Annotated in this window: 15 protein-coding genes; 10 read left to right on the top strand and 5 right to left on the bottom strand. The window is 74.6% G+C overall.

Going from position 1 to position 21,620, the window contains the following annotated elements:
* Nucleotides 1-33: 33 nt before the first annotated feature.
* On the bottom strand, nt 34-2,160 hold the full coding sequence (locus tag NHG27_RS09955) for a TPM domain-containing protein (protein WP_497016190.1): 2,127 nt from the start codon (nt 2,158-2,160) through the stop codon (nt 34-36).
* 211 nt (nt 2,161-2,371) lie between these two features.
* Between NHG27_RS09955 and NHG27_RS09950 the strand changes: the two genes are divergently transcribed.
* A complete protein-coding gene (locus NHG27_RS09950) occupies nt 2,372-3,091 on the top strand; it encodes a DUF5701 family protein (RefSeq protein WP_227748041.1) in 720 nt (239 codons plus the stop codon).
* A gap of 41 nt (nt 3,092-3,132) precedes the next feature.
* Entirely contained in the window at nt 3,133-3,621 is a 489-nt protein-coding gene (locus NHG27_RS09945; RefSeq protein WP_497016189.1) for a GNAT family N-acetyltransferase, read from the top strand.
* A gap of 233 nt (nt 3,622-3,854) precedes the next feature.
* On the opposite strand, the gene NHG27_RS09940 is transcribed toward NHG27_RS09945, so the two are convergent.
* From NHG27_RS09940 to NHG27_RS09930, 3 genes are all read right to left on the bottom strand, one after another.
* Nucleotides 3,855-5,522 (bottom strand): DNA repair helicase XPB, encoded by a 1,668-nt coding sequence (locus NHG27_RS09940; protein WP_193720755.1) that lies wholly within the window; start codon nt 5,520-5,522, stop codon nt 3,855-3,857.
* Between the two features lie 50 nt (nt 5,523-5,572).
* On the bottom strand, nt 5,573-8,167 hold the full coding sequence (locus NHG27_RS09935; RefSeq protein WP_497016188.1) for a helicase-associated domain-containing protein: 2,595 nt from the start codon (nt 8,165-8,167) through the stop codon (nt 5,573-5,575).
* Between the two features lie 81 nt (nt 8,168-8,248).
* A complete protein-coding gene (locus NHG27_RS09930) occupies nt 8,249-9,214 on the bottom strand; it encodes an alpha/beta fold hydrolase (RefSeq protein ID WP_497016187.1) in 966 nt (321 codons plus the stop codon).
* Nucleotides 9,215-9,287: 73 nt separating this feature from the next.
* Here NHG27_RS09930 and NHG27_RS09925 point away from each other — a divergent pair, with 73 nt between their 5' ends.
* From NHG27_RS09925 to NHG27_RS09905, 5 genes are all read left to right on the top strand, one after another.
* Nucleotides 9,288-9,947 (top strand): TetR/AcrR family transcriptional regulator, encoded by a 660-nt coding sequence (locus tag NHG27_RS09925; protein ID WP_497016186.1) that lies wholly within the window; start codon nt 9,288-9,290, stop codon nt 9,945-9,947.
* A 134-nt stretch (nt 9,948-10,081) separates the two neighbouring features.
* A complete protein-coding gene (locus tag NHG27_RS09920; protein WP_193720751.1) occupies nt 10,082-10,465 on the top strand; it encodes a cold-shock protein in 384 nt (127 codons plus the stop codon).
* A 1-nt stretch (nt 10,466) separates the two neighbouring features.
* A complete protein-coding gene (locus NHG27_RS09915; RefSeq protein WP_497016185.1) occupies nt 10,467-11,468 on the top strand; it encodes a DUF3027 domain-containing protein in 1,002 nt (333 codons plus the stop codon).
* Nucleotides 11,465-14,848: a sacsin N-terminal ATP-binding-like domain-containing protein gene (locus tag NHG27_RS09910; RefSeq protein WP_497016184.1), complete on the top strand. Its 3,384-nt coding sequence runs from the start codon at nt 11,465-11,467 to the stop codon at nt 14,846-14,848. The genes NHG27_RS09915 and NHG27_RS09910 overlap by 4 nt, the downstream gene beginning before the upstream one ends.
* Nucleotides 14,845-16,095 carry an MFS transporter gene (locus NHG27_RS09905; RefSeq protein ID WP_321575461.1) on the top strand — a complete coding sequence of 417 codons (1,251 nt, stop codon included), beginning with the start codon at nt 14,845-14,847 and terminating at the stop codon, nt 16,093-16,095. The genes NHG27_RS09910 and NHG27_RS09905 overlap by 4 nt, the downstream gene beginning before the upstream one ends.
* Here NHG27_RS09905 and NHG27_RS09900 read toward each other — a convergent pair.
* The gene (locus NHG27_RS09900) at nt 16,092-16,385 is read right to left on the bottom strand and encodes a DUF2530 domain-containing protein (protein ID WP_497016213.1); all 294 of its coding nucleotides are present in this window, start codon (nt 16,383-16,385) and stop codon (nt 16,092-16,094) included. The genes NHG27_RS09905 and NHG27_RS09900 overlap by 4 nt on opposite strands.
* A 659-nt stretch (nt 16,386-17,044) precedes the next feature.
* Between NHG27_RS09900 and NHG27_RS09895 the strand changes: the two genes are divergently transcribed.
* The 3 genes from NHG27_RS09895 (at nt 17,045) to manA (ending at nt 21,435) form a co-directional block, all read left to right on the top strand.
* Nucleotides 17,045-18,562: a sugar transferase gene (locus NHG27_RS09895; RefSeq protein WP_497016183.1), complete on the top strand. Its 1,518-nt coding sequence runs from the start codon at nt 17,045-17,047 to the stop codon at nt 18,560-18,562.
* Between the two features lie 103 nt (nt 18,563-18,665).
* Nucleotides 18,666-20,135, top strand: coding sequence for an NCS2 family permease (locus NHG27_RS09890; protein WP_191801964.1), 1,470 nt, complete (start codon nt 18,666-18,668; stop codon nt 20,133-20,135).
* 16 nt (nt 20,136-20,151) lie between these two features.
* Nucleotides 20,152-21,435, top strand: a complete 1,284-nt coding sequence (gene manA / locus NHG27_RS09885) for a mannose-6-phosphate isomerase, class I (RefSeq protein ID WP_497016182.1) — start codon at nt 20,152-20,154, stop codon at nt 21,433-21,435.
* Nucleotides 21,436-21,620 lie beyond the last annotated feature (185 nt).

The raw sequence follows: 21,620 nt of genomic DNA, 5'->3' as shown, positions 1-21,620 counted from the left end.
CTGACGTGCGACGCTCTGCGACTGGCTGCGGGTCTAGAACCGCCCCCCTCGGCTGGAGCGGCCTCCCGAGGAACCGCCGGAGGACCGACCGCCCCCGCCGAAGCCGCCCCCGCCGAAGCCGCCCCCGAACCCGCCGCCGGAGCGCCGGCCCCCGCCGCCTCCGCCGCGCAGGATCTGGTCGAGGAGGATCCCGCCGAGGACCATGCCGCCGACGTTGCTCCCGCCGCCCGACCCGCCACCGAACATGCCGGGCCCGTTCTGCTGCGACTCCCACGCCGACGCGTCGCGCTGCGCGAGCTGTGCCGCGGCCTGCGCCAGGGAGTCGGCCTGCTGGGCCGTGGCGAGCGCGCGGACGGGGTCGGTGGGTTGCAGGGAGCGGGCTTCGCCGAGGTAGCGGATCGCCTCGGAGAGCCGTGTGCGCGCTTCAGGCCCGACGGCGCCGCGCCGGGTCTCGATGAAGTCGTTCGTCGCGCGGATCTGGGAGTCGACGCGCCCGATCGTGTCGCGCAGGAGCGCCGCGGCGCGCGCGGCCTGCTCGGCGCTCTCGCGGAACGGCGCGAGCGCCGCGTCGATCGCGGCCTCGGCGTCGGTGAGCCGGCGCAGCGCCGCGATGGGGTCGCCGCCCTCGCGGGCGGCCTGGGCGTCGGCCACGGCGGCCTGGGCCTCGGTGGCGCGCGCGGTCACGGCCGGGTCGTCCGGGGCCAGGCGGGCGGCGTCGGAGATGTCCGCGGTGATCGACGCGACCGCGACGTCGAGCCGCTGACCGGCCTGCGCGAGGACCTCGCCCGCGGAGTCGATCGCGTCGAGGAGCGTCACGGCCTGCCCGACCGCGTTCTCGGCGGCGCGGGCGTGCGCGACGGCCGACGCGCGGTCCTTGCCCTCGAGGGCGGCACGTCCTGCGGCGACGGCCTCCCGGGCGCCTGCGACGAGCTGGAGCGCCTGGTCGGGGTTGGTCGAGACCGAGGCGAGCGCCGTCTGCGGGTAGGCCGCCGCCAGGGTGGCGAGGGTGCTGCGGGCCGGGCCGACGCGAGACTCGACCTCGTCCGCGCGGCGGTCGACCTCGTCGAGGACCTCGGGGGCGCGGGACTGGAGGTCCCGCAGCTCGTCGAAGTGGGCGGACTCGGCGTCGAGCGACCGGGCGACCTCGGTGCACAGGGCGATGATCTGCGCCATCATCGTGCGGGCCTGGGGCTCGGCCTCCGGGGTGTCGTCGTCGAGCTGCTGGCGCAGCGCGAAGGCCTGGGACACCTTCTGCTTGCCCGACTCGAGCGCGACCTGGAACTCCTGGGTCGCCTCGAGGCCGAACTGGGCCTGGGCGAAGCCGAGCTCCTGCTCGGAGGTCTTGAGGGCGTCGTCGATCGCGACGAGGGCCGAGCTGGCGCGCCGGTCCAGCTCGGCGGTGGGGAGCTGTGCGAGCTCGTCGGCCTCGTCGGGGCGGGTGGGGCCGCCGGCCGTGCCGCGTCGCCTGCTGAGGATCGCGCGGACCACGAAGAAGCCGGCGATGGCGACCAGGCCCACGACGAGCGCGATCAGCCAGCCCGACCCTCCGGACGACGAGCCGGTCGCCTCGGCGCGCAGCGTGTCCGCCGCGGCGATCGCTGCGCCGGCCCACTCGTCCTGGCTGAGCTCGTCCTCGACCGCCGTCTGGACCGTGTCGAGGGCGGCGTCGGACAGGCCGATGTTGTGGTCTGCCGAGAGGTCGTAGCGGCGGTCCTCGGTCGCGACCGCGAGCAGCACGTCGTCCCTGCCCATGCCGGACAGGTTCGCGGTCGCGGTGGCCCAGGTCTGCGCGTCCTGACCGTCGAACGTGTCGACGTACACGACGAAGAGCTGGTAGGGGGTGTCGGCCTCGAGGCGGTCCATCGCGGCCTCGACCTCGTCGGTCTGGTCGCCGAGCACCCCGGCGGGGTCGGTGACCCGGCCCGGGAGGTCGAGCGGCTGCTCGGCGGGGAGCGACGCTCCCGCGAGCAGGGTGGCTGCGAGCGGCGCGCTGCTCGTCCCCGTCGTAGCTCCGTCGGCGGCTGCGGGGGAGCCGAGGCCGAGGACGGCCAGCAGCCCCGCGACCGCGAGCGACAGGCCGTGTCGCAGGGCGGGGCGGCGCCCGCGGTGAGGACGGGCGGTCACGGCGGTGCTGACGGGGGACGGGGACGACGAGGCCACGTCGTGATCCTTTCCCACGGGTACGAGGCCCGCAATCGCGACACAGGACACCGGGGGCATTTCGCCCACGAGTTCCGCCGGGCCGGTCCGGGTGGCCCTGTCCGGGGGCCTGGCCCGGCCGTCGGTGCCGTGCGCGGCGGGGCGACGCAGACGAGCGGGAATGTTCGTACGGCGTACCATGTTGAAAGGGGGACGACGACGAGAGGAACCCATGACGACGAGCACGCCGACCGCACGCGCCACGACCGCCGCCACGAGCCCGCCCGCCACGCCGAGCCTGCCGCGCACCGCACCGCCGCCGCTCGCCGACCAGGCCGAACGCCTGCTCGCGCTCGGCGTCCACGCCCTCGCCGGACTGTCCGCGGGCGAGGTGCGCGACGCCGTCGGGCCTCTCACGCGCAGCGCGCCCCACGGCGGCCTGCTCGCCGTGCACCCGCGCCTCGCCCCGCCGTCCGCCCTCGCGCCCCTGCTGCGGCTCGGCGACAAGGAGGGGTTCGTCGTGGTCGACATGGAGGACGTCGACCGGTTCGAGCCCCTCGACGGGCTCGTGCTGCCGGACGGGCCGCTGTACGTCGTGACCGACGTCGACCGCGGCGACGACCTGGCGAACTGGTCCCCCGACGAGGCCCTCCCGGAGATCACCCGGCGGGGGCGCACCCCCCTCGTCCTCAGCGAGGGCATCCACTGGGCCCTGCAGACACCCGACGTCGTGGCGCGCAACCACTGCTTCATGACGATCGGGTCGAGGCTCCGCAAGGACAAGGGGCGCCTCGACCCCCGCACGCCCGCGCTGTGGATCTCCAACGGCACGGGACGCGACGGCAAGGAGCGCCACGGCGCGCCCAAGGTCGGCTGGTGCTGGGCCGGCAACCGGCACACGTGGCTCGGCTTCGCGTCGGGCGCGCGCCGCGTCACGGCGACCGAGGGGTAAATGCCGGGCCTCGTCGTCGTCACCGGCGATAGCCTCCGCCGATGACGACGATCAGGCCCCTGCACCCCACCGATCTCGACGCCCTCGTGGAGCTGTCGCTGCGCGCCTGGCAGCCCGTGTACGACTCGTGGCGCACCCTGCTCGGCGAACGGATCTACGCGCTCGCCTACCCGGACTGGCGTCGCAGCCAGGCCGACACCGTCCGCTCGGCGTGCACCGAGCACGCCACGACCACGCTCGTGTCCGAGCGGGACGGGCAGCCGGTCGGGTTCGCCACGGTCGTGCTCGGGGAGCAAGGCGCCGACGCACGGACCGGCGACCTGGAGCTCATCGCCGTCGACCCGTCGGCGCACCGCGACGGCGTGGGCCGCGCCCTCCTGGACGCGTCCCTCGACCTGATGCGGGACGCAGGCTGCGCCTACGCGAGCGTCTGGACCGGAGGCGACGACGGGCACGGACCGGCGCGGGCCCTGTACGAGGCCGGCGGCTTCACCGCGCTGCCGGTCGTGCACTACTACCGGGAGCTCTGAGACGGGCCCCGTCGCGGACGGCACCCCCGCCCTCTGCTGCGCTGTCGCGCGGGCTGTCCAGGTCCACGGTGTTCCTGGTCGGCCCTGGGCGTCGTTCCGTGACCGGCGGGTACCTTGCTCCGCTGCGGTCCCCACCGGTCACTGCACGACGTCCAGGTCCTCTCCACCCCCGGTCGGCCTTGGGCGTCGTTCCGTGACCGGCGGGTACCTTGCTCCGCTGCGGTCCCCACCGGTCACTGCACGACGTCCAGGTCCTCCGCGTCGACGATGCGGTACGCGTACCCCTGCTCCGCCAGGAAGCGCTGCCGGTGCGCCGCGAAGTCCTGGTCCACGGTGTCGCGCGAGACCACCGCGTAGAAGTGCGCGGTGCGCCCGTCCTGCTTGGGGCGCATGATGCGGCCCAGGCGCTGCGCCTCCTCCTGGCGGGACCCGAACGACCCCGACACCTGGATCGCGACCGACGCCTCGGGCAGGTCGATCGAGAAGTTCGCGACCTTGCTCACGACCAGCCGGGAGATCTCCCCGGACCGGAACGCCTCGAACAGGCGCTGACGCTCGCGCACCGTCGTGGCCCCCGTGATGACGGGCGCGTCGAGGTGCTCGCCGAGCTCCTCGAGCTGGTCGAGGTACTGGCCGATCACGAGCACCTGGTCGTCCGGGTGCGCGGCCGCGATCTGCTCGACGACGCGGTTCTTGCCCGGCGCCGTCGCGGCGAGCCGGTACTTGTCCTCGGGCTCGGCCGTCGCGTACGCCATGCGGTCGCGGTCGGAGAGCGTGAGCCGCACCTCGACGCAGTCGGCAGGCGCGATGTAGCCCTGAGCCTCGATGTCCTTCCAGGGCGCGTCGTACCGCTTGGGACCGATCAGGCTGAAGACCTCGTCCTCCCGACCGTCCTCCCGCACGAGCGTCGCGGTCAGGCCCAGGCGGCGGCGCGCCTGGAGGTCCGCGGTCATGCGGAAGATCGGTGCGGGCAGGAGGTGGACCTCGTCGTAGACCACGAGGCCCCAGTCACGCGCGTCGAGCAGCTCGAGGTGCGTGTAGACGCCCTTCCGCTTGGTCGTGAGCACCTGGTAGGTCGCGATCGTGACGGGCTTGATCTCCTTGCGGGCTCCCGAGTACTCGCCGATCTCGTCCTCGGTGAGCGTGGTGCGCCGCACCAGCTCGTCGCGCCACTGGCGCGCGGACACGGTGTTGGTCACGAGGATCAGGGTCGTGGTCCCGGACCTCGCCATGGCCCCGGCCCCGACGATCGTCTTGCCCGCGCCGCACGGCAGCACGACGACCCCGCTGCCCCCGTGCCAGAACCCCTCGACGGCCTGCTGCTGGTAGGGCCGCATGGCCCACGGCTTGTCCTCGTGCGCAGGGTCGGTCGGCGACAGGTCGATGGGGTGCTTCTCGCCGTCGACGTAGCCCGCGAGGTCCTCGGCGGGCCAGCCCAGCTTGAGCAGGACCTGCTTGAGGTGCCCGCGCTCGGACGGGTGCACGATCACCGAGTCGTCCCCGAGCCGCTCACCCACCAGCCCCGCGGTCCGCTTGGACTTCAGGACCTCCGCGAGCACGGCCTTGTCGGTCGCCTGCAGCACCAGGCCGTGCGTGGGGTGCGCGACGAGCTGGAGCCGCCCGTAGCGCGACATGGTCTCCGCGATGTCGACGAGCAGCGCGTGCGGCACGGGGTAGCGGCTGTACTCGAGCAGGACGTTGACGACCTGCTCGGCGTCGTGCCCCGCGGCCCGCGCATTCCACAGGCCCAGCGGCGTGAGCCGGTACGTGTGGATGTGCTCGGGCGCGCGTTCGAGCTCGGCGAACGGGGCGATCGCCCGGCGGGCGTCGCCGGAGAGCGGGTGATCGACCTCGAGCAGCAGCGACTTGTCGCTCTGCACGATCAGGGGGCCGTCGGCCATGTGCGTCCTTCCGGTGGTGCGCCGTGTCGTGACGCGGGGTGGTGCGGGGGTCAGCTCTCCGACGGGGCTCCCGAGGGGGAGTCCGCCGGGGCGTCCTGGGCTGGGGCGGGGGCGTCGGTGAAGACGCCCGCGATGCGGTGGACGGCCACGGTGAGCTCGGCGTCGCGGGCGGGGTCGAGGGCCCGCAACCGCCCGCCTTCGAGGACCAGGGGCTTCACGCGGCGCCGGACGGGTTGCCCGGTGGGGTCGATCGTCTCGAGCACCACGTGGTCGCCCGCGTCGATCGCGTCGCGCAGGAGTCCCAACGCCGCAGGGGGTTCTGTTGTTCCGCGGGGCTCGGGCGGGACGTCGGGGTGGGTCGCCGAGACCGGGGGCGCGGCGAGCGCCGCGTCGTCGGCGGCGCGCAGGCGCGGGACGAGCTCGGCGTACCGGTCGCGTCGGGCGGCCTCGTCCGCCACGGTGGCGTCCTCGGTGGCCCACCCCGGCCCGACGTCGGAGCGCCCCCGGGTGGCCGTGTCCAGCGGGCGTCGCCCGCCCGTGCGGGAGCGGGCGGCGGACCGCAGGCGCTCGGTCCGCACGACCCGCCCGTCCGGGCCCTCGACGGTCGACGCGAGCCCGCGGTCGCGCAGCGCAGCCTGGAGGGTCGCCGCGGGGACGAGCGCCACCAGGACCGTGGGGGCGATGCGGAACAGCGACAGGTGCCGCAGCGACGGGTCCTCGACGAGGCCCGTGAGGAGTGCGGGATCCTCGGCGCGCACGTAGCTCGACGCGGTCCCGACGCGCAGGCGCCCGTGACGCCTGGCCGTGTCCCGGACGAGGTAGTCGAGCGGCTGGGGGAGCGGGGTGCGCGAGTGCGCCGCGAGCTCGGTCAGCAGGTCCTCCGCGGAACGGCCCGCGTCGAACGCGCGCGTGAGGGACTCCGGTGTGAAGCGGACCGTGATCGCGGCGCCGCGGGACTCGACCTCGGCGGCGTCCTCGAGGAGCCGCTCGAGGGCCGTGCTCGGCCGACCGGGCACGATCCCCGTGAGGTCTCCCTGGAGCAGCAGGTCGTCGACCTCTGGCGGCAGGACCGAGTCGAGCGCGGTCGCGAGCGCCGACTCCAGCGCCGACGGCACGGGGCCGGTCGGCCCGGCCACCCTGCCGGGCCGGTGCGACGCGACGGGCGACCCGGTCCCCGCGACGGGCGCGGCGCCGTCGGGCAGCAGGAGCGCCCGGCCCGTCGGGGCGAGCGCCCCGACCCCCGTGGCGCCCAGCAGGTGCGCCTCGTGCAGGAGGCCCTCGATCGCCTGGACCGGCGGGACGGCCCGGGGCGAGCCCCAGCGCAGGATCTCCAGGAGGTCGCCAGACGTCAGGGCCGCGCCCGGCCGGTCGGCGAGCGCGGACAGCAGGTCGAGCCGCAGGCGTCGGACCCAGGGGCGGCTCAGGTCCGGTTCGAGCGCCGCCCGCAGCGTGCCGCGGTCGTCGCGGCTGCCCACGGTCCACGGCGTCCGGCCCGACGCGGCCCAGGCTGCGGCGAGCACCGCCCACCGGCCGGTCAGGGGCAGGTCGAGCCAGTCCTCGCCCGCGACCGTGACCGTGAACGAGGGCGGGTCCTCGCCGTCGTCGGCCACGAGGCCCGCGGCGAGGGCCAGCTCGGCGACGAACGCCGCGGTCGGTTCCTCGACCTCGAGGGTCGTCGCGAGGCGGCGCAGGTCGCGCACGCCCAGGCCGCCCGCCCGCAGGACGGGGGGCGGGGAGGCCTGCCAGAGGGCGAGGAGGTGGGCGACGAGCCGCACCACGTCCTGTGCGGCGCGCGCGGCCTCCGCGGCGATGGTGTCGTCCGCGAAGTGCGGGGACTCGGGCTCGGGCGGATGCGCGAGAGGGCGGGCGTGCGTGCGTCCACCCCGCAGCGCGAGGGCGACCTCGCGCGGCAGGACCACGTGGCGCTCGTCGGACGCGAGCAGCAGGCGACGGCGCAGGAGCCACGTCGTCGCCTCGCGGCCCACGGGGTCGGCGCGCGGCGCCACCCCGACGGGCGGCCCCCACGTGAGGGCGTCGAGGATGCTGCGCGCCCCGGGCGGTGCGTCGGCCAGGATCTCGTCGAGGGGGACCGGCGGTTCCCCCGTGGGTGCCGGGGAGAGCGGGGAGGACGGGTCGGCGGGGCCCAGGCCCGCCGGGTAGGGGCCCAGGACCTCGGACAGGCCGGGGGAGACCGCGAGGTCGGTGCCCGGCGAGGGGTCGCGGTCCCACAGCAGCGCGGCCTCCTCGAGGTGCGCGACCGCGGCCCGCACGACGGGGGCGTCCGCGGGACCCGCGCCGAGCGCGTCGAGGACCCTGTCCACGGTGACGGTCGACCCGGCGTCGTCGCCCGGGTGGGAGGGGTTCGGTGCGCGGCGGCCGCGGGGCGTCGTGGCCCGCGGGGCCGGGGCGAGGTCCCCGAGGACGAGCACGGACTCGAGCACCTGGAGCTCGAGGGCGTCGAGCCGGGTGATCGCCCGGTCCAGGCTGGTACGGCTGGTGGCGCGTGCTGCGAGCGAGCGCAGCGTCGACGGCGAAGGAGTGGCCAGGTCAGGGCGCTGCAGCAGCAGCGCGACGAGGTGCTCGTCGCTGCGGGAGCGAAGAGCCTCGGGGAAGGTCCGGCGCGGAGCCGGAGGCGTTGAGGCCATTCGTCCGATGCTACGCGGGTCGGGGGCGCGCCCCTCACGTGTCCCCGAGGCGCGGACGGTACGCAGGCACCCGCGGCGGCCTCAGCGCCCGGTCGTCCCTGCCGCGACCCGGCGGTCGTCACCCGGGGTCGTGCACGCCGGGTCCGGCCCGGGTTCCCGGACCTGCCGGGCCTCCTGCCCGGTGTCGAGGGCGTCGACGGCCGCGAGCCCGCCCGTGGCGAACGCGGTGAGGGTGTCGAGGGCGACGTCGGACGACAGCAGGCGGGTGTGGCCGAGCCCGGCGGTGCGCACCAGGCGGGACCTTCCTGCGTGGGCGTCGTGCAGCCGCACCGCGTCGTGGTCGGGCATCCGGCGGTCGTCCCGGTCGTGCACGACGAGGAGCTCGGTCCCGGCGGGCAGGGGGTGCTCGACGGCGTCGTAGCGCTCGGCGGCGGACTCTCGCGACTCGCCGATCCGGGCGTGGAAGGCCCTCTCCAGGTGGGTGCGGGTGGCGTCGTCCAGGCCGAGCGTGCGGGCGAACTCGGTGAGGAACGGGTCCGGGCGCCCGACGCCGGCGACGACGGCGACGCGACCGGTCGGCACGGTCGAGCGGGCCGCGGTGAGCGCGGCGAGGCCTCCCAGGGAGTGGCCGACGATCGCGTCGAACGGGCCGTGGGTCCGGTGCAGGCCCTCGGCGGCCGCGACCCAGTCGCGGATGTCGGCCGGACCGTCCGGGGACGATCCGTGCGCCGGGGCGTCGAACGACACGACACGGAACCCCTCGGCCACCAGCTCCCGCACGAGAGGGGCGAGCTGCGAGGCGCGCCCGCGCCACCCGTGGAGCACGAGCACGACGCGGTCGCCCGTGCCCCACTCGTGGACGGCGAGCTCGCGGCCACGTGCGAGGAGCCAGGACCGGCGTGCGGCGTGGTGGGTGACGGCGTCGTCGTCACGCACGGGCAGGCGCGGTGCGGTGGTGAAGAAGGCGCGCAGCGCGAGGCGACCGGCGAGCGCGGGGGACACGGTGGCGGCGGCCCGCAGGCTGCGGCCGACCAGGGTGGACAGCATGACGGACCCCTCCAGTAAGAAATACGAACGTTCGTTCGTAGACTATGTGATCGATCGTTCGTACGCTAGGGGCATGCCGACCCCTCCTCCTGCCCGCGACGGCCGACGCATCCGTGGCGACGCGTCGCGCCAGGCCGTCCTGACCCGGGCGACCGACCTCGCCTCGGTCGAAGGGCTCGACGGACTGACGATCGGCCGCCTGGCCGAGGAGTCGGGCCGCAGCAAGAGCAGCGTCGCCACGCTCTTCCACGGCAAGGAAGGGCTGCAGCTCGCCACGGTCGCCGCGGCCAGGGAGATCTTCCTCGCCACGATCGTCGAGCCCGCCCGCGCCGAGCCCCGAGGGCTCCGGCGCCTGGTCGCGCTGCTGCGCAACGCCCTGGTCTACTCCCGGGACCGCGTCTTCCCCGGCGGCTGCTTCTTCGCCGCGACCGCGGCGGACGTCGACTCCAAGCCCGGCCCCGTGAGCGACGCAGTGCGGGCGGCGCACACCGACTGGTACGGGTACGTCGAGGTGCAGGTGCGGGCGGCGATCACCGCGGGCGAGCTCACGATCGACCAGGACGAGGCCGAGCTGCTGGCCTTCGAGCTCCTGGCGCTCTACGAGGCGGCCAACGCCCGGTCCCTGCTCCTGGGCGACGAGCGCCCGTACGCGCTCGCGGCCGCGGCTGTGCGCGGTCGCCTGCTGGCCGCCGGTGCGTCGGCCACGGTCCTCGGGGCGCTCGAGCCCCGCTGAGACCGCCCGGGGACGGGCGCCCGGGGCGCCGTCTGCTGCGCGCCGGGCGGCGCCCGGCCCGGCGATGCGACTGCACGGGCGCTGTCCCGGTAACCTGGGAGTTCTGATTCCCCACGAGCACAAACGAGGTTCACGTGCCCACCGGCAAGGTCAAGTGGTTCGATACCGAACGAGGGTTCGGCTTCATCGCGAGCGATGAGGGCGACGAGGTCTTCCTGCACGCTTCCGCTCTGCCCGAGGGCGCGGCTGCGCCCAAGCCCGGTGCCCGGGTCGAGTTCGGCGTGGCCGACGGCCGTCGGGGCCCGCAGGCGCTCGCGATCAAGCTCCTCGACCCTGCGCCGTCCGTGGCCAAGGCCCAGCGCCGCCCGGCCGAGGACCTGGGGGTCGTGATCGAGGACCTCATCAAGGTCATGGACAAGGTCGGCGGCTCGCTGCGCCGTGGCCGCTACCCGGATGCCGCGCAGGGAGCCCAGCTCGCCAAGGTGCTGCGCGCCGTCGCCGACGACCTGGAGGCATGACATGGCTGCCGTGGCCGCTGCTGAAGGTTCGACCCGTCGTGTGAGCGCGCGCGCCGCCAAGGACGCCGTGCTCATGGGCGCGGTGGACCTGGCGCGTGCTGCGGCGGAGCAGGTCGCCGAGCACGTCGGGGACGTGGGCGAGCACCTGGGGACGGTCGTCGAGGAGGACCGTCTCATCTCCCACCAGTTCGCCTGCACCATGGCCGGGTACCGGGGGTGGCGCTGGACGGTGACGCTGGCCCGCGTCCCGCGGGGCCGGACCGCGACGGTGTGCGAGGTCGAGCTCCTGCCGGGCGAGGGGTCGATCCTCGCGCCCGAGTGGCTGCCGTGGTCGGAGCGCCTGCGCCCCGGCGACATCGGCGTGGGCGACGTGCTGCCGTTCCAGGCGGACGACCCGCGGCTCGAGCCCGGCTACGTCCCCACGGGCGACGAGGAGCAGGACACGGTCGCGATCGAGGAGCTCGCGCTGGCTCGTGCGCGGGTGCTCTCGCCCGAGGGCCGCGACGAGGCCGCGGAGCGCTGGTACCGCGGGACGCGTGGTCCGACGGCGCCGGGCGCCGTCGTCTCGGGGGCCGACTGCGGCTCGTGCGGCTTCCTGGTCCCGCTGCAGGGAGCCCTGGGGCAGGTCTTCGGCGTGTGCGCCAACGCCTGGTCGCCCGACGACGGCAAGGTCGTGAGCCTCGACCACGGGTGCGGTGCGCACTCGGAGACGGACGTCGAGCCGCACCCGACGGACTGGCCCGCGGCGGACCCCCTGATCGACGAGATGGACGTCGAGATCGTGCAGCTCCTCGACGCGGCGCGCGCGGCAGACGCCACGGCCGCCGCACCCTCGTCCGCCCCCACGGCCGAGCGGTCGGCCGAGGCGGCGGCGAGCATCGAGCTCGCGCTGTCGCAGATCTCGCTCCCGGAGCCGGGCGGGTCGACGGCACGGAGCGACGCACCGGAGACGGCGCAGGACGCCTCGGCGCAGGACCCGGACCCGGACGAGCCGGCCCGGTGACGGGGGACGCCTTCGGGACCTCGGCTCTTCGCCGAGCCGTCACGGAGGCGTGGCTCGCGTCCCCGACGCGGTTCCGGGAGGACGCGAACACCGAGGAGGACCACGCCCGCGGCTACTACCGCGACCGCGTGGTCGTCGAGCTCGCGCAGAACGCGGCGGACGCCGCGGCGCACGCGGGCGTCCCGGGACGCCTGGTGCTGCGCCTCGTGCGCGACGTGGCGGGTGCGTGGTGGCTCGTGGCGGAGAACTCGGGCGCACCCCTGGACGCCGACGGGGTCGCGTCGTTGGCCTCGATGAGGGCCTCGGCCAAGGTCGCCGACCGGTCCGGCCCGACGGCGGAGCCTCCTGCCGCGGACGGCCCGCCCGGGCGGGTGGGCCGGTTCGGGGTCGGCTTCGCCGCGGTGCGGTCCGTCGCGGACGAGGTGTCGGTGCGGTCGACCCTCGGGGGCGTCGTGTTCTCCCTGGACCGCACGCGCGCAGCCCTGGACGAGGTGGTCGCGGCGGCGCGCGAGGCGTCGGGGTCGCCGGCGGCCGGCCGTCTCGACACGGCGGCCCGTGAGCGGGGCGACGCCCTGCCCGTGCTGCGCCTGCCGTTCGCGGCCGACGCGCTGCCACCTGCCGAGGGCGGCGGGTCGACGGGGTCTCCTGACACCGTGGTCGCGCTCCGGCTGCGGGACGCGGCGGCGGTCGACGCGGTCCGTCGACAGGTCGACGAGGTCGACGACGCGCTGCTCCTCGCCCTGCCGGCATTGGGCGAGGTCCTGGTCGAGGTCGAGGGCGAGGACGGGGCCGTCCGGTCGCGGCGCCTGCACGACGTGGCCGCGCGCTGGACGGTCGTGCGCGAGCGTGGGCTCCTCGACCCGCACGTGCTCGACCTGCTCCCGGTCGAGCAGCGGCACGTCGGGTGGAGCCTGCTGTGGGCGTCGCCCCGGTCCGGTCGCGCGGCGGACGGGCCGGCCGCCGGCGTTCTGCACGCCCCCACCCCCACCGACGAGCCGCTGACCTTCCCCGCGCTCCTCGTCGCGTCGTTCCCCCTGGACCCGAGCCGTCGGCACGTCCTTCCCGGCCCGGCCACGGAGGCCCTCGCCCGGGCCGCGGGCGAGGCGTACACCAGGCTGCTCGCCCTCGTGGCGCCCGAACGGGGGGCCGCCGTCCTCGGCCTGGTCCCCACGGGGCTGCCGGCGGGGGCGCTCGACGCCCAGGTCCGGGAGTCCGCGCTCGCCGCGCTGCGCGGCACCCCGCTCCTCTCACCCGTCGTGCCGGCGGTCTCCGACGCGGCGCCCGACGCGGCGCCCGACGCGGCGCCCGACGTGGCCTCCGACGAGGCCCCCGGCGGGTCCTCGTCCCCCCGGTCGTCGGGCCCGCTGCACCTGGTCGCGCCGCGTGACGCCCAGGTCCTCGCGGGCGAGGTGGGCCGCGACCCGGCGGTCGTGGCCGTCCTCGGCCGTGCGGTGCCGGACCTGGTCGACGTCCCGTCGCCGCTGCTCGCGGTCGCCCGGTCCCTCGGGGTGCGTTCCCGTGACCTGGCGGACGTGCTCGAGGAGCTCCCCGCGGGCATGGGTCCTGCTGCGTGGCGCGAGGTCTACGCGGCGCTCGCGCCGCACGTCGGTCAGCCCGGCGTGCTCGACGCGCTCGGTGCGGTGACGGTCCCGCTCGCGGACGGCCGCACCGTGCGGGGTGCGCGGGGCGCCCTGCTCCTGGGGACCGACGGGGAGCACGGCACCGACGGGAGCGGCGCCGACCTGCTCGCGCTCGCCCGCTCGCTGGGCCTGCGCCTGGTCCACCCCGAGGCCGCGCACCCCCTGCTGGAGCGGCTGGGGGCGACGCCGTCGTCCGCCCGGGGGCTGCTCGTCGAGCCCGCGGTCCGGGAGCACGTGCTGCGGCTCGCGGACGAGGCCGCGGACGGCGAGCTGCTCGACCGCCTCACCGACCCGGCGACCGACCGCGACCCGTGGGGCGAGCCGTCGGACGCGCCGACGACGGGCCCGCTCGACGCGACCGGCTCCCGGGGCGAGGGGCCGGACCCGGTGCCCGACGCCGTCGGGCAGGTGCTGTCCCTCGTGCGAGCGGCCCTCGCGGAGGGCGCCCTGCCGGCGGACCTCCCCTTCTGGTGGGGCGAGCTCCCGCTGCCCACCGCGGACGACGACCTGTCGCCCGGGCGCGAGTGCGTCGTGCCCGGGTCGTGGGCCGCAGACCACCTGGACGGCCTGGTCCCGCTCGCCGACGGCGTCACCGAGCGCTGGGGGGAGGACGTCCTGCGGGCCGTGGGCGTCCAGGCGGACGTGTCGGTCTACCGTGTCCGGGACGTGCTGACGCCCTGGGAGGCCGACGCGGACCTGCCCGACGAGCCCGACGACCCGCAGTCCTGGCTCGACGGCTGGGCCGACTACCTCGCGTTCCTCGGCGCGCAGGTCGGGCGAGGGGCCTACGTGGGGGACCTCGACGCGGTCGCCGACCTCGACGCCGTCGCGGACGACGCCTGGCCCGAGGTCCTCGCGCGCATCGCCCAGGACCAGGACGCTCGTGCGGCCCTGCTCGGCCCCGTCCGGAACCAGGGCGGCCCGCGGACCGGGGATGCGCCGTCGTACACCGCGTGGTGGCTGCGCCGGCACCTCGGTGCGCCCTTCGCGGCCGAGCCGGGGAGCGTGCCGTTCCTGCCGGACCCGCCCGCGCAGACGCGCGGGCTGGACGCCGAGGTTGTGCGCGCGCTGGGCGGCGCGGCCCGCCTGGCCGACCTGGGCACGGACGACTGGCCGCAGTACCTGGCCGCGCTGCCCGACGTCGGCACGCCCCTCGACCTGCCCGCCGCGCTCGCGGTGTGGCAGGGGCTGGGCGCGCTCGCGCACGCGGCCCACGGACGGGAGCTCGACGACCTGCCCGAGAGGCTGCCCGGCCTGCGCGGCTCGGCCGCGACGTGCGTCCGCGCGGAGGACCTGGCCGTGGCGACGAGCGCGATGTGGGCCCAGACCCGGTGGGTCCTGCCGGTCGCCGACGGGAAGGACGCCGAGGACGCTGCCGCGACGCTCGCCGACCTGCTGGACCTGCCGCTGCTCCCGGCGCCGGGCTCGCAGGAGGTCCCCGTGCCCGACGACGCCGGCTCGCCCCAGCAGCTCGACCCCCGGGTGGCCGCGCTCGTCCCGGGAACGCCGGGGGGCTGGTTCGAGCACGACGCACTGCTCGTGGGGGGCGTCGAGGTCGACTGGTGGGTGTGCGCGGGCAGGCGTGGGGTCGAGGTGCACGCCGCGACGACCGCGGGCCTCGCGCGCGGCCTGGCCACCGCCGCCGGACGCCCCGGGGCGAGGCACCTGCTGGAGTCGGCGCTGGCCGACCCGGCCGCGGCCGACGATCTGCTCGCCGAGACCGCGTGGGACGAGGCGTGACGTCGGAGGTCTCGGAGCCCCGCGCCCACGGTCCGTCCGGGATCTTCGACCGCCGCCTCGTGGGCGGCGTGTACGTCCCGACCTTCGTGTTCGAGGCGGGCGTCAGCGCGATCGTCCCCGTGATCGCGCTGAGCGCGATCTCGATGGGGGCCGGGATAGCGCTCGCCGGGTTCGTGGTCGCGCTGCTGGGCCTCGGGCAGATCGCCGGCGACGTGCCCGCGGGCGCGTTCGCGGCCCGGTTCGGCGACCGGCGCGCCATGATGACGGCCGCGGCCGCCTCGATCGTCGGGCTCGTCGCGTGCGCCCTCGCGCCCAACCTCTGGGTCCTGGGGGCCGGCGTGTTCTGCGTGGGCATGACCAACGCGGTCTTCATGCTGGCCCGGCAGGCGTACCTGACCGAGGTCACGCCCGTGCTCAAGCGGGCCCGGGCCCTGTCGACCCTGGCGGGCACGCACCGGATCGGGGCGTTCGTGGGACCGTTCGCGGCGGCCGCCGTGCTGTGGGTGTGGGAGCTGTCCGCGGTCTACTGGCTCGCGGTCGGGACCAGCGTCGTGGCGGGCCTCGTCACGGCCCTCGTGCCCGACGTCGCGGCGGGCGCCACCGCGCACCGGCGCTCGGTGGCCCCGGCAAGCTTCCGCACGGTGCTCGCCGGGAGCTGGCGCGTGTTCGCGACGCTCGGGATCGCGGTCGTGATGGTCGGGGCCACGCGCGCGGCCCGTCAGGTCGTGCTGCCCCTGTGGTCCGAGCACCTGGGGTTCAGCCCTGCCACGACGAGCGTGGTCTTCGGGCTCTCCGGGGCCGTCGACATGCTGCTGTTCTACCCGGCGGGCAAGGTCATGGACCGCATGGGCAGGTTGTGGGTCGCGATCCCGTGCATGGTGGTCCTCGGCGGGGCGATCGTGGTCCTGCCGCTCACGAGCACGGTCGCGGGGGTGGCCGTGGTCGCGATGGTCATGGGCTTCGGCAACGGGATCGGCTCGGGGATCCTCATGACGCTCGGGGCCGACGTCGCGCCACCGGATGTCCGCGCGCAGTTCCTCGGGATCTGGCGGCTCTTCCAGGACTCGGGGGCCGCGCTCGGACCGCTCGTGGTGTCGGCGGGGGCGGCGCTGGGCAGCCTGGCGGGCGGGATCGTCGCATCCGGGACCGTGGGACTGCTCGGGGCGGTGGCGCTCGCGCGGTGGGTGCCGCGGTGGTCGGTGCACGCGAACCGGACCACGCGCCGTCGGGCCGGGATCGAGGGCTAGGCCGCGGTCTCCGGGGTCCCGTCGCCGGCCGCTGCCGGGTCGCCGTCGGCCGAGCGGTACTCGCTCCGGTTGCGCCGCTCCCAGCCGAGAGCGACCACGCCCAGCGCGATCCCCGCGGCGCAGGTCGCGGGGAGCTCGAACGTCGCGCGGTCGAGGGCCAGCAGGACGACGGCAGCGACGAGGCCGACGGCCCACAGGCTCATGCCGACCAGGATCACCGGTCGGAGATCGACGCGCAGCGCCGGCGGGTTGGGTCGCCGTCGCTCCGGGTGGATCAGCAGGGAGAGCATCGAGGGCACGCTCGAAGTCTACGACCCGGGCGTCCGAGGACGGGCGCGGACACGTGCCGGCGGGTGAAAAACGGGACGTCGGACGAAGGGCGTGTCGGCGGGGCGATCCGCGCAGGCGGCGTGCTAAAAGCCTTACCTCCGGTAGGGGTGCGACGCTGATGGCGATGCCAAACGGGACGAACCGCGCGTATCGCAGCGGTAGGCCCCGACGGGGGGTGCGACGCGCCAGGTCGGGTCGTCCCTTTTCACCCGTGACCGCTGTCACAAGGCGTCCGCTGGCCCGTCCCTCCCGGGTGACGCGGCCTGCGGACGGGGTTCCGGGGCCGTATCTCCAGCCGCTACGATCCGAAGCCTTGACGCCACCAATTCCTAGGACGATTGTCCAAGAAATGGTTCGAGGTGATCGGTGCGTGACGTCGAAGAATGCAGCATGTTCCTCGAGGTGGACATCCGTCCATCTCCATTCACCGATCGTGCCCAGTGTGTAGGACGGGTCCAGGGATCGGCGGCATCCGGCGCCCGGACCCGCCGGGCGAAGGTCCTTCTCACCCGGGTGAAAAGGCCAGTAGTTCGTTCATCAATTTGCTTGCCGACTCTTACGATGAGGCGTTCCGGCGGTCCAGAAGCGGCTGCCGGATAGATCGAGAGGTAGCCGGGCCATGGCCGGAAGCGTCATTCAGGATTCGAGTCGTGGACTCCGCCACATCCTGACGACAGCCCCCCCGGGACCGATTCGGGCGGTTCGCGAGGCGTTCGCCACGGTCTCGTGGGAACGGTCGTACCGGATCCGCCTCGTCGCCACGGACTTCCTCGCGATCACGATCGGTGTCACCGCCGCCTACTTCATGCGCTGGGACCAGTTCATCAGCCAGCCCGTCCGCGAGAACCTGTTCCTCCCGTACCTCGTGCTCAGCATCCTCATCGGGGCGGCCTGGGCAGGTTCCCTCGCGCTCGCCAAGACCCGGGACGTCCGGGTCGTGGGCAGCGGCCCCACCGAGTACCAGCGGGTGTTCGACGCGTCCTGGCGCCTCTTCGGCGTCCTCGCGATCCTCGCGTTCCTCCTGCGCTTCCAGGAAGCCCGCGGCTACCTGATCTTCGCCTTCCCCCTCGGCCTCGCCGGACTGCTCCTGGGGCGCTACTTCTGGCGCCAGTGGCTGCACCGCAAGCGCACCGCGGGCACCCACCGCACGGCCGTCCTCGCGATCGGTCACCGGGACCAGGCCGAGCGGCTGATCCGCGACCTCAACGAGCGCGACAGCTCCGGCTACCGGGTCGTCGCGGTGTGCACCCCGAGCGGGCGCACGGGGGAGGGTGACGCCATCCTGGGCGTGCCGGTCCTCGGCGACCTGCGCGCGGCCAGCGAGGTCGCGGTCCGGATCGGCGCGGGCTGCGTCGCGGTGAGCGGCTCGGACGCCGTGACCGCCGACGTCGTGCGCCACCTCGGGTGGGAGCTCGAGCCCGTCGGCGTCGACCTCATGCTGACGACCGAGCTGGTCGACGTGGCCGGGCCTCGCATCACGATCACGCCCGCCGAGTCGGTCTCGCTCCTGCACGTCGACGCCCCGCGCTTCACCGGGCCCAAGTTCGTCGTCAAGTCGATCTCCGACTGGTTCGGTGCGGCGCTCCTCACGTTCCTGCTGCTGCCCGTCCTGGTCGCCGTGGGCCTCGCGGTGCGCCTCACGAGCCGTGGGCCCGTCTTCTACTCGCAGGAGCGGGTCGGGCGCAACGGCGAGACGTTCTCGATGCTCAAGTTCCGGTCCATGCGGGTCGGTTCCGACCTCGACCTGGCCGCGATCGCCGCGACCAACGAGGGCTCCGGGCCGCTCTTCAAGATCCGCAACGACCCCCGGGTCACGCCCGTCGGCCGCTTCATCCGCCGCTACTCGCTCGACGAGCTGCCGCAGATCTTCAACGTCCTGCGAGGCGACATGAGCCTCGTCGGGCCCCGCCCGCCGCTCCCGCGCGAGGTGAGCACGTACGAGAAGAAGGTGCGTCGCCGCCTGCTCGTCAAGCCCGGCCTGACGGGCCTGTGGCAGGTCGGTGGGCGCTCGGACCTGTCGTGGGAGGAGAGCGTGCGCCTCGACGTCTACTACGTCGAGAACTGGACGCTGTTCGGGGACCTCCTCATCCTGGCCAGGACGGCCAGAGCCGTGTTCTCGGGGCACGGCGCGTACTGAGGGGTACCGCTGGTCGGCTGCGGACGTGACGATCGCCACGTCTCACTAGCACGGCATGTGGACGATTCGGGGCCGCGACACGAGGTCTGGCAACATTCTCCTCATGACCACCACGACTGACGAACGCGAAGCACCCCCGCGTTCCAGCGGCATCGACCGCTTCTTCAAGATCACCGAGCGCGGCTCGACCATCGGCGCGGAGATCCGTGGCGGTCTCGTCACGTTCTTCGCGATGTCCTACATCATCATCCTGAACCCGATCATCCTCTCGGGTGCGGACGGCACGGGCCGCTTCCTGGGCGGCGGCACCGACGGGCCGAACATGGCCATGATCGCGGCCACCACGGCGCTCGTCGCCGGGATCATGACGATCGCGATGGGCGTCTTCGCGAACTACCCCATGGCCCTGGCTGCGGGCCTCGGCCTCAACGCGGTCGTCGCGTTCACGATCGCCACGATCCCCGACGTCACGTGGGCCGATGCGATGGGCATCGTGGTCATCGAGGGCCTCATCATCCTCGTGCTCGTCCTCACGGGCTTCCGGGAGGCGGTCTTCCGCGCCGTCCCGGTCGAGCTCAAGACCGCGATCAGCGTCGGTATCGGCCTGTTCATCGCGCTCGTCGGCCTGGTCAACGCGGGCTTCGTCGCCTCGGGCGGCGGGACGCCGCTCCAGCTCGGTGCGACCGGGTCGCTCGCGGGCTGGCCCATCCTCGTCTTCGTGGTGGGCCTGGTCCTCATGATCGTCCTGTGGGTCCGCAAGGTCCGGGGCGCGATCCTCATCTCGATCCTCGCTGCGACGGTTCTCGCGGTGGTCATCCAGGCGATCGCGGGCGTCGGCACCAAGGGCGCCGGTGCGGCGAACGGCTGGAGCCTGAACGCCCCGGCCCTCGACGGCAGCCCGGTCTCCGTGCCGGACTTCGGCCTGCTCGGCCAGTTCTCGCTGCTGGGCTCGATCGAGAAGGTCGGCGTCGTCACGGTCGTGCTGCTCGTCTTCTCGCTGCTCCTCGCGGACTTCTTCGACACGATGGGCACCATGGTCGCCGTGGGCTCGGAGGGTGGTCTGCTCGACGAGACGGGCAACCCGCCCAAGTCGCGCGCGATCCTGGTCGTCGACTCGATCGCGGCCGCTGCCGGCGGCGCTGCGAGCGTCTCGTCCAACACGAGCTACGTGGAGTCGACGACCGGCGTGGGCGAGGGGGCTCGCACGGGGCTCTCGGCTGTCGTGACCGGCATCGCGTTCCTGCTGGCGACGTTCCTCTCGCCGCTCGTCGCCCTGGTCCCGAGCGAGGCCGCAGCGCCCGCCCTGGTCCTCGTCGGCTTCCTCATGATGACCCAGATCACGGGCATCAAGTGGAACAACGTCGAGGTGGCCATCCCGGCATTCCTCACGATCGCGCTCATGCCCTTCACGTACTCGATCACGGCCGGGATCGGTGCGGGCTTCCTGGCGTTCGTGGTCATCAAGCTGGCGCTGGGCAAGATCAAGGCGATCCACCCGCTCATGTGGGTGGCCGCGGCCGCGTTCGTCATCTACTTCACCCTCGACCCGATCAGCGACGCCCTGGGCGTCTGACGTACGCTCGCTGGCGATGACCTCGCCGATCCTGCACCTGACGCCCACGCTCCAGTCCTACGACTGGGGTTCGAGGAGTGCCCTGCACTCCTTGCTGGGCCTGGAGCAGGACGGAGGTCCTCTCGCCGAGATGTGGATGGGCGCACACCCGAAAGGCCCGTCGTCGGCTTCGGCCGACGGCGGGCCTTCGGCGTCCCTGGCGGACCTGATCCGTGCAGACCCGGTCGCGATGCTCGGGCAGCGCGTGCTGGACGAGTACGGGCCCCGCCTGCCGTACCTGCTCAAGGTGCTCGCTGCGGACCGCGCGCTGTCGTTGCAGGTCCACCCGCAGCCGCACCGCGCGCGGGCGGGGTTCAACCGCGAGAACCGGGCGGGCATCCCGCGGGGGTCCGCGGATCGCAGCTTCCACGACGACCAGCACAAGCCGGAGATGGTCGTCGCGATCAGCCGCTTCGAGGGGCTCTCGGGGTTCCGTCGCCCGACGCGGGTGCTGGAGCTGCTCGACGGGCTGCGCGGGGACCTGGTCGCGCGGATGCGAGTCGCGCTCGAGGCGCGTCCTTCTGCGGTCGGGTTGCAGGAGGCGTTCACGCTCGCGCTGCACGCGAGGACCCTGCCCGACGTCGCGGCGGACCTGGCCGTGACCGTCGCCGACGTCGCTTCTCGTCTGGGTGAAGGCACGACGTCGCCGCGTGCCGACGCGACGGTGGTGGCCCTCGCGGAGCAGCACCCGGGGGATCCCGGGGCGATCGTGTCGATGATGCTCAACCGTGTCACGCTCGAGCCGGGGGAGTCGATGTTCGTCCCGGCCGGGCACGTGCACGCCTATCTGTCCGGGTGCGCGGTCGAGGTCATGTCGAGCTCGGACAACGTGCTGCGCGCCGGGCTCACCACCAAGCGGGTCGACGTCGAGGCGCTCCTGGCGTGCGTCGTGTACTCGCCGGGGCCCGCGGCGCGCCCGCGGGTCCGGCCGCTCGGGACGGGGCGCGGGGCCGGACGTCGGGGCGCACTCGCTGAGGGCGGTGGGCTCCGCGAGTACCGCGCGGCGATCCCGGAGTTCGCGCTCGTCATGGGTGAGCTGTCGGCCGACGATGGAGCCGTGACGGTGCGGGCCGAGGGCCCCCGGATCGTCCTCGTCCTCGATGGGCAGATCGAGACGCTTTGTCCTGCTGTCGGTAGCGACCGGTCGGGTGAATCTCTGCGGGCAGTGGTGCGCGCGGGAGAGTCGGTCTTCGTCCCGCACGCCACGGGAACGTTGGCGCTGCGCGGGTCCGGCCGGGTGGTCGTCGCCTTCGTGCCGTGAGACACATGCCACTGTGAGCCACCTGGGAGCGGTACTATAGTGCCGCACTCCGAGGCCTGCTCGTCCGAGCACTTCCCGCGTCCGCGCTGGATACGGGTGCTCCAAGGCAACGAGCAGGATGGCAGATGTGACGACTCGCAGGGGCGGGGGTCTGGGCGCAGCGCGCCGGGCTCTCTGGCATCTTC

The sequence above is a fragment of the Oerskovia sp. 140933 genome (assembly GCF_059651515.1).
Note: the sequence above shows the minus strand (reverse complement) of the source record. Positions and strands in the feature narration are given on the sequence as shown.

Excerpts from the sequence above, each read along its gene's own strand:
- NHG27_RS09950 (WP_227748041.1), top strand. The coding sequence starts at position 2,372 with ATGACGACGAGCACGCCGACCGCACGCGCCACGACCGCCGCCACGAGC.
- NHG27_RS09945 (WP_497016189.1), top strand. The coding sequence starts at position 3,133 with ATGACGACGATCAGGCCCCTGCACCCCACCGATCTCGACGCCCTCGTG.
- NHG27_RS09940 (WP_193720755.1), bottom strand. The coding sequence starts at position 5,522 with ATGGCCGACGGCCCCCTGATCGTGCAGAGCGACAAGTCGCTGCTGCTC.
- NHG27_RS09935 (WP_497016188.1), bottom strand. The coding sequence starts at position 8,167 with ATGGCCTCAACGCCTCCGGCTCCGCGCCGGACCTTCCCCGAGGCTCTT.
- NHG27_RS09930 (WP_497016187.1), bottom strand. The coding sequence starts at position 9,214 with ATGCTGTCCACCCTGGTCGGCCGCAGCCTGCGGGCCGCCGCCACCGTG.
- NHG27_RS09925 (WP_497016186.1), top strand. The coding sequence starts at position 9,288 with ATGCCGACCCCTCCTCCTGCCCGCGACGGCCGACGCATCCGTGGCGAC.
- NHG27_RS09915 (WP_497016185.1), top strand. The coding sequence starts at position 10,467 with ATGGCTGCCGTGGCCGCTGCTGAAGGTTCGACCCGTCGTGTGAGCGCG.
- NHG27_RS09900 (WP_497016213.1), bottom strand. The coding sequence starts at position 16,385 with ATGCTCTCCCTGCTGATCCACCCGGAGCGACGGCGACCCAACCCGCCG.
- NHG27_RS09895 (WP_497016183.1), top strand. The coding sequence starts at position 17,045 with ATGGCCGGAAGCGTCATTCAGGATTCGAGTCGTGGACTCCGCCACATC.
- NHG27_RS09890 (WP_191801964.1), top strand. The coding sequence starts at position 18,666 with ATGACCACCACGACTGACGAACGCGAAGCACCCCCGCGTTCCAGCGGC.
- manA (WP_497016182.1), top strand. The coding sequence starts at position 20,152 with ATGACCTCGCCGATCCTGCACCTGACGCCCACGCTCCAGTCCTACGAC.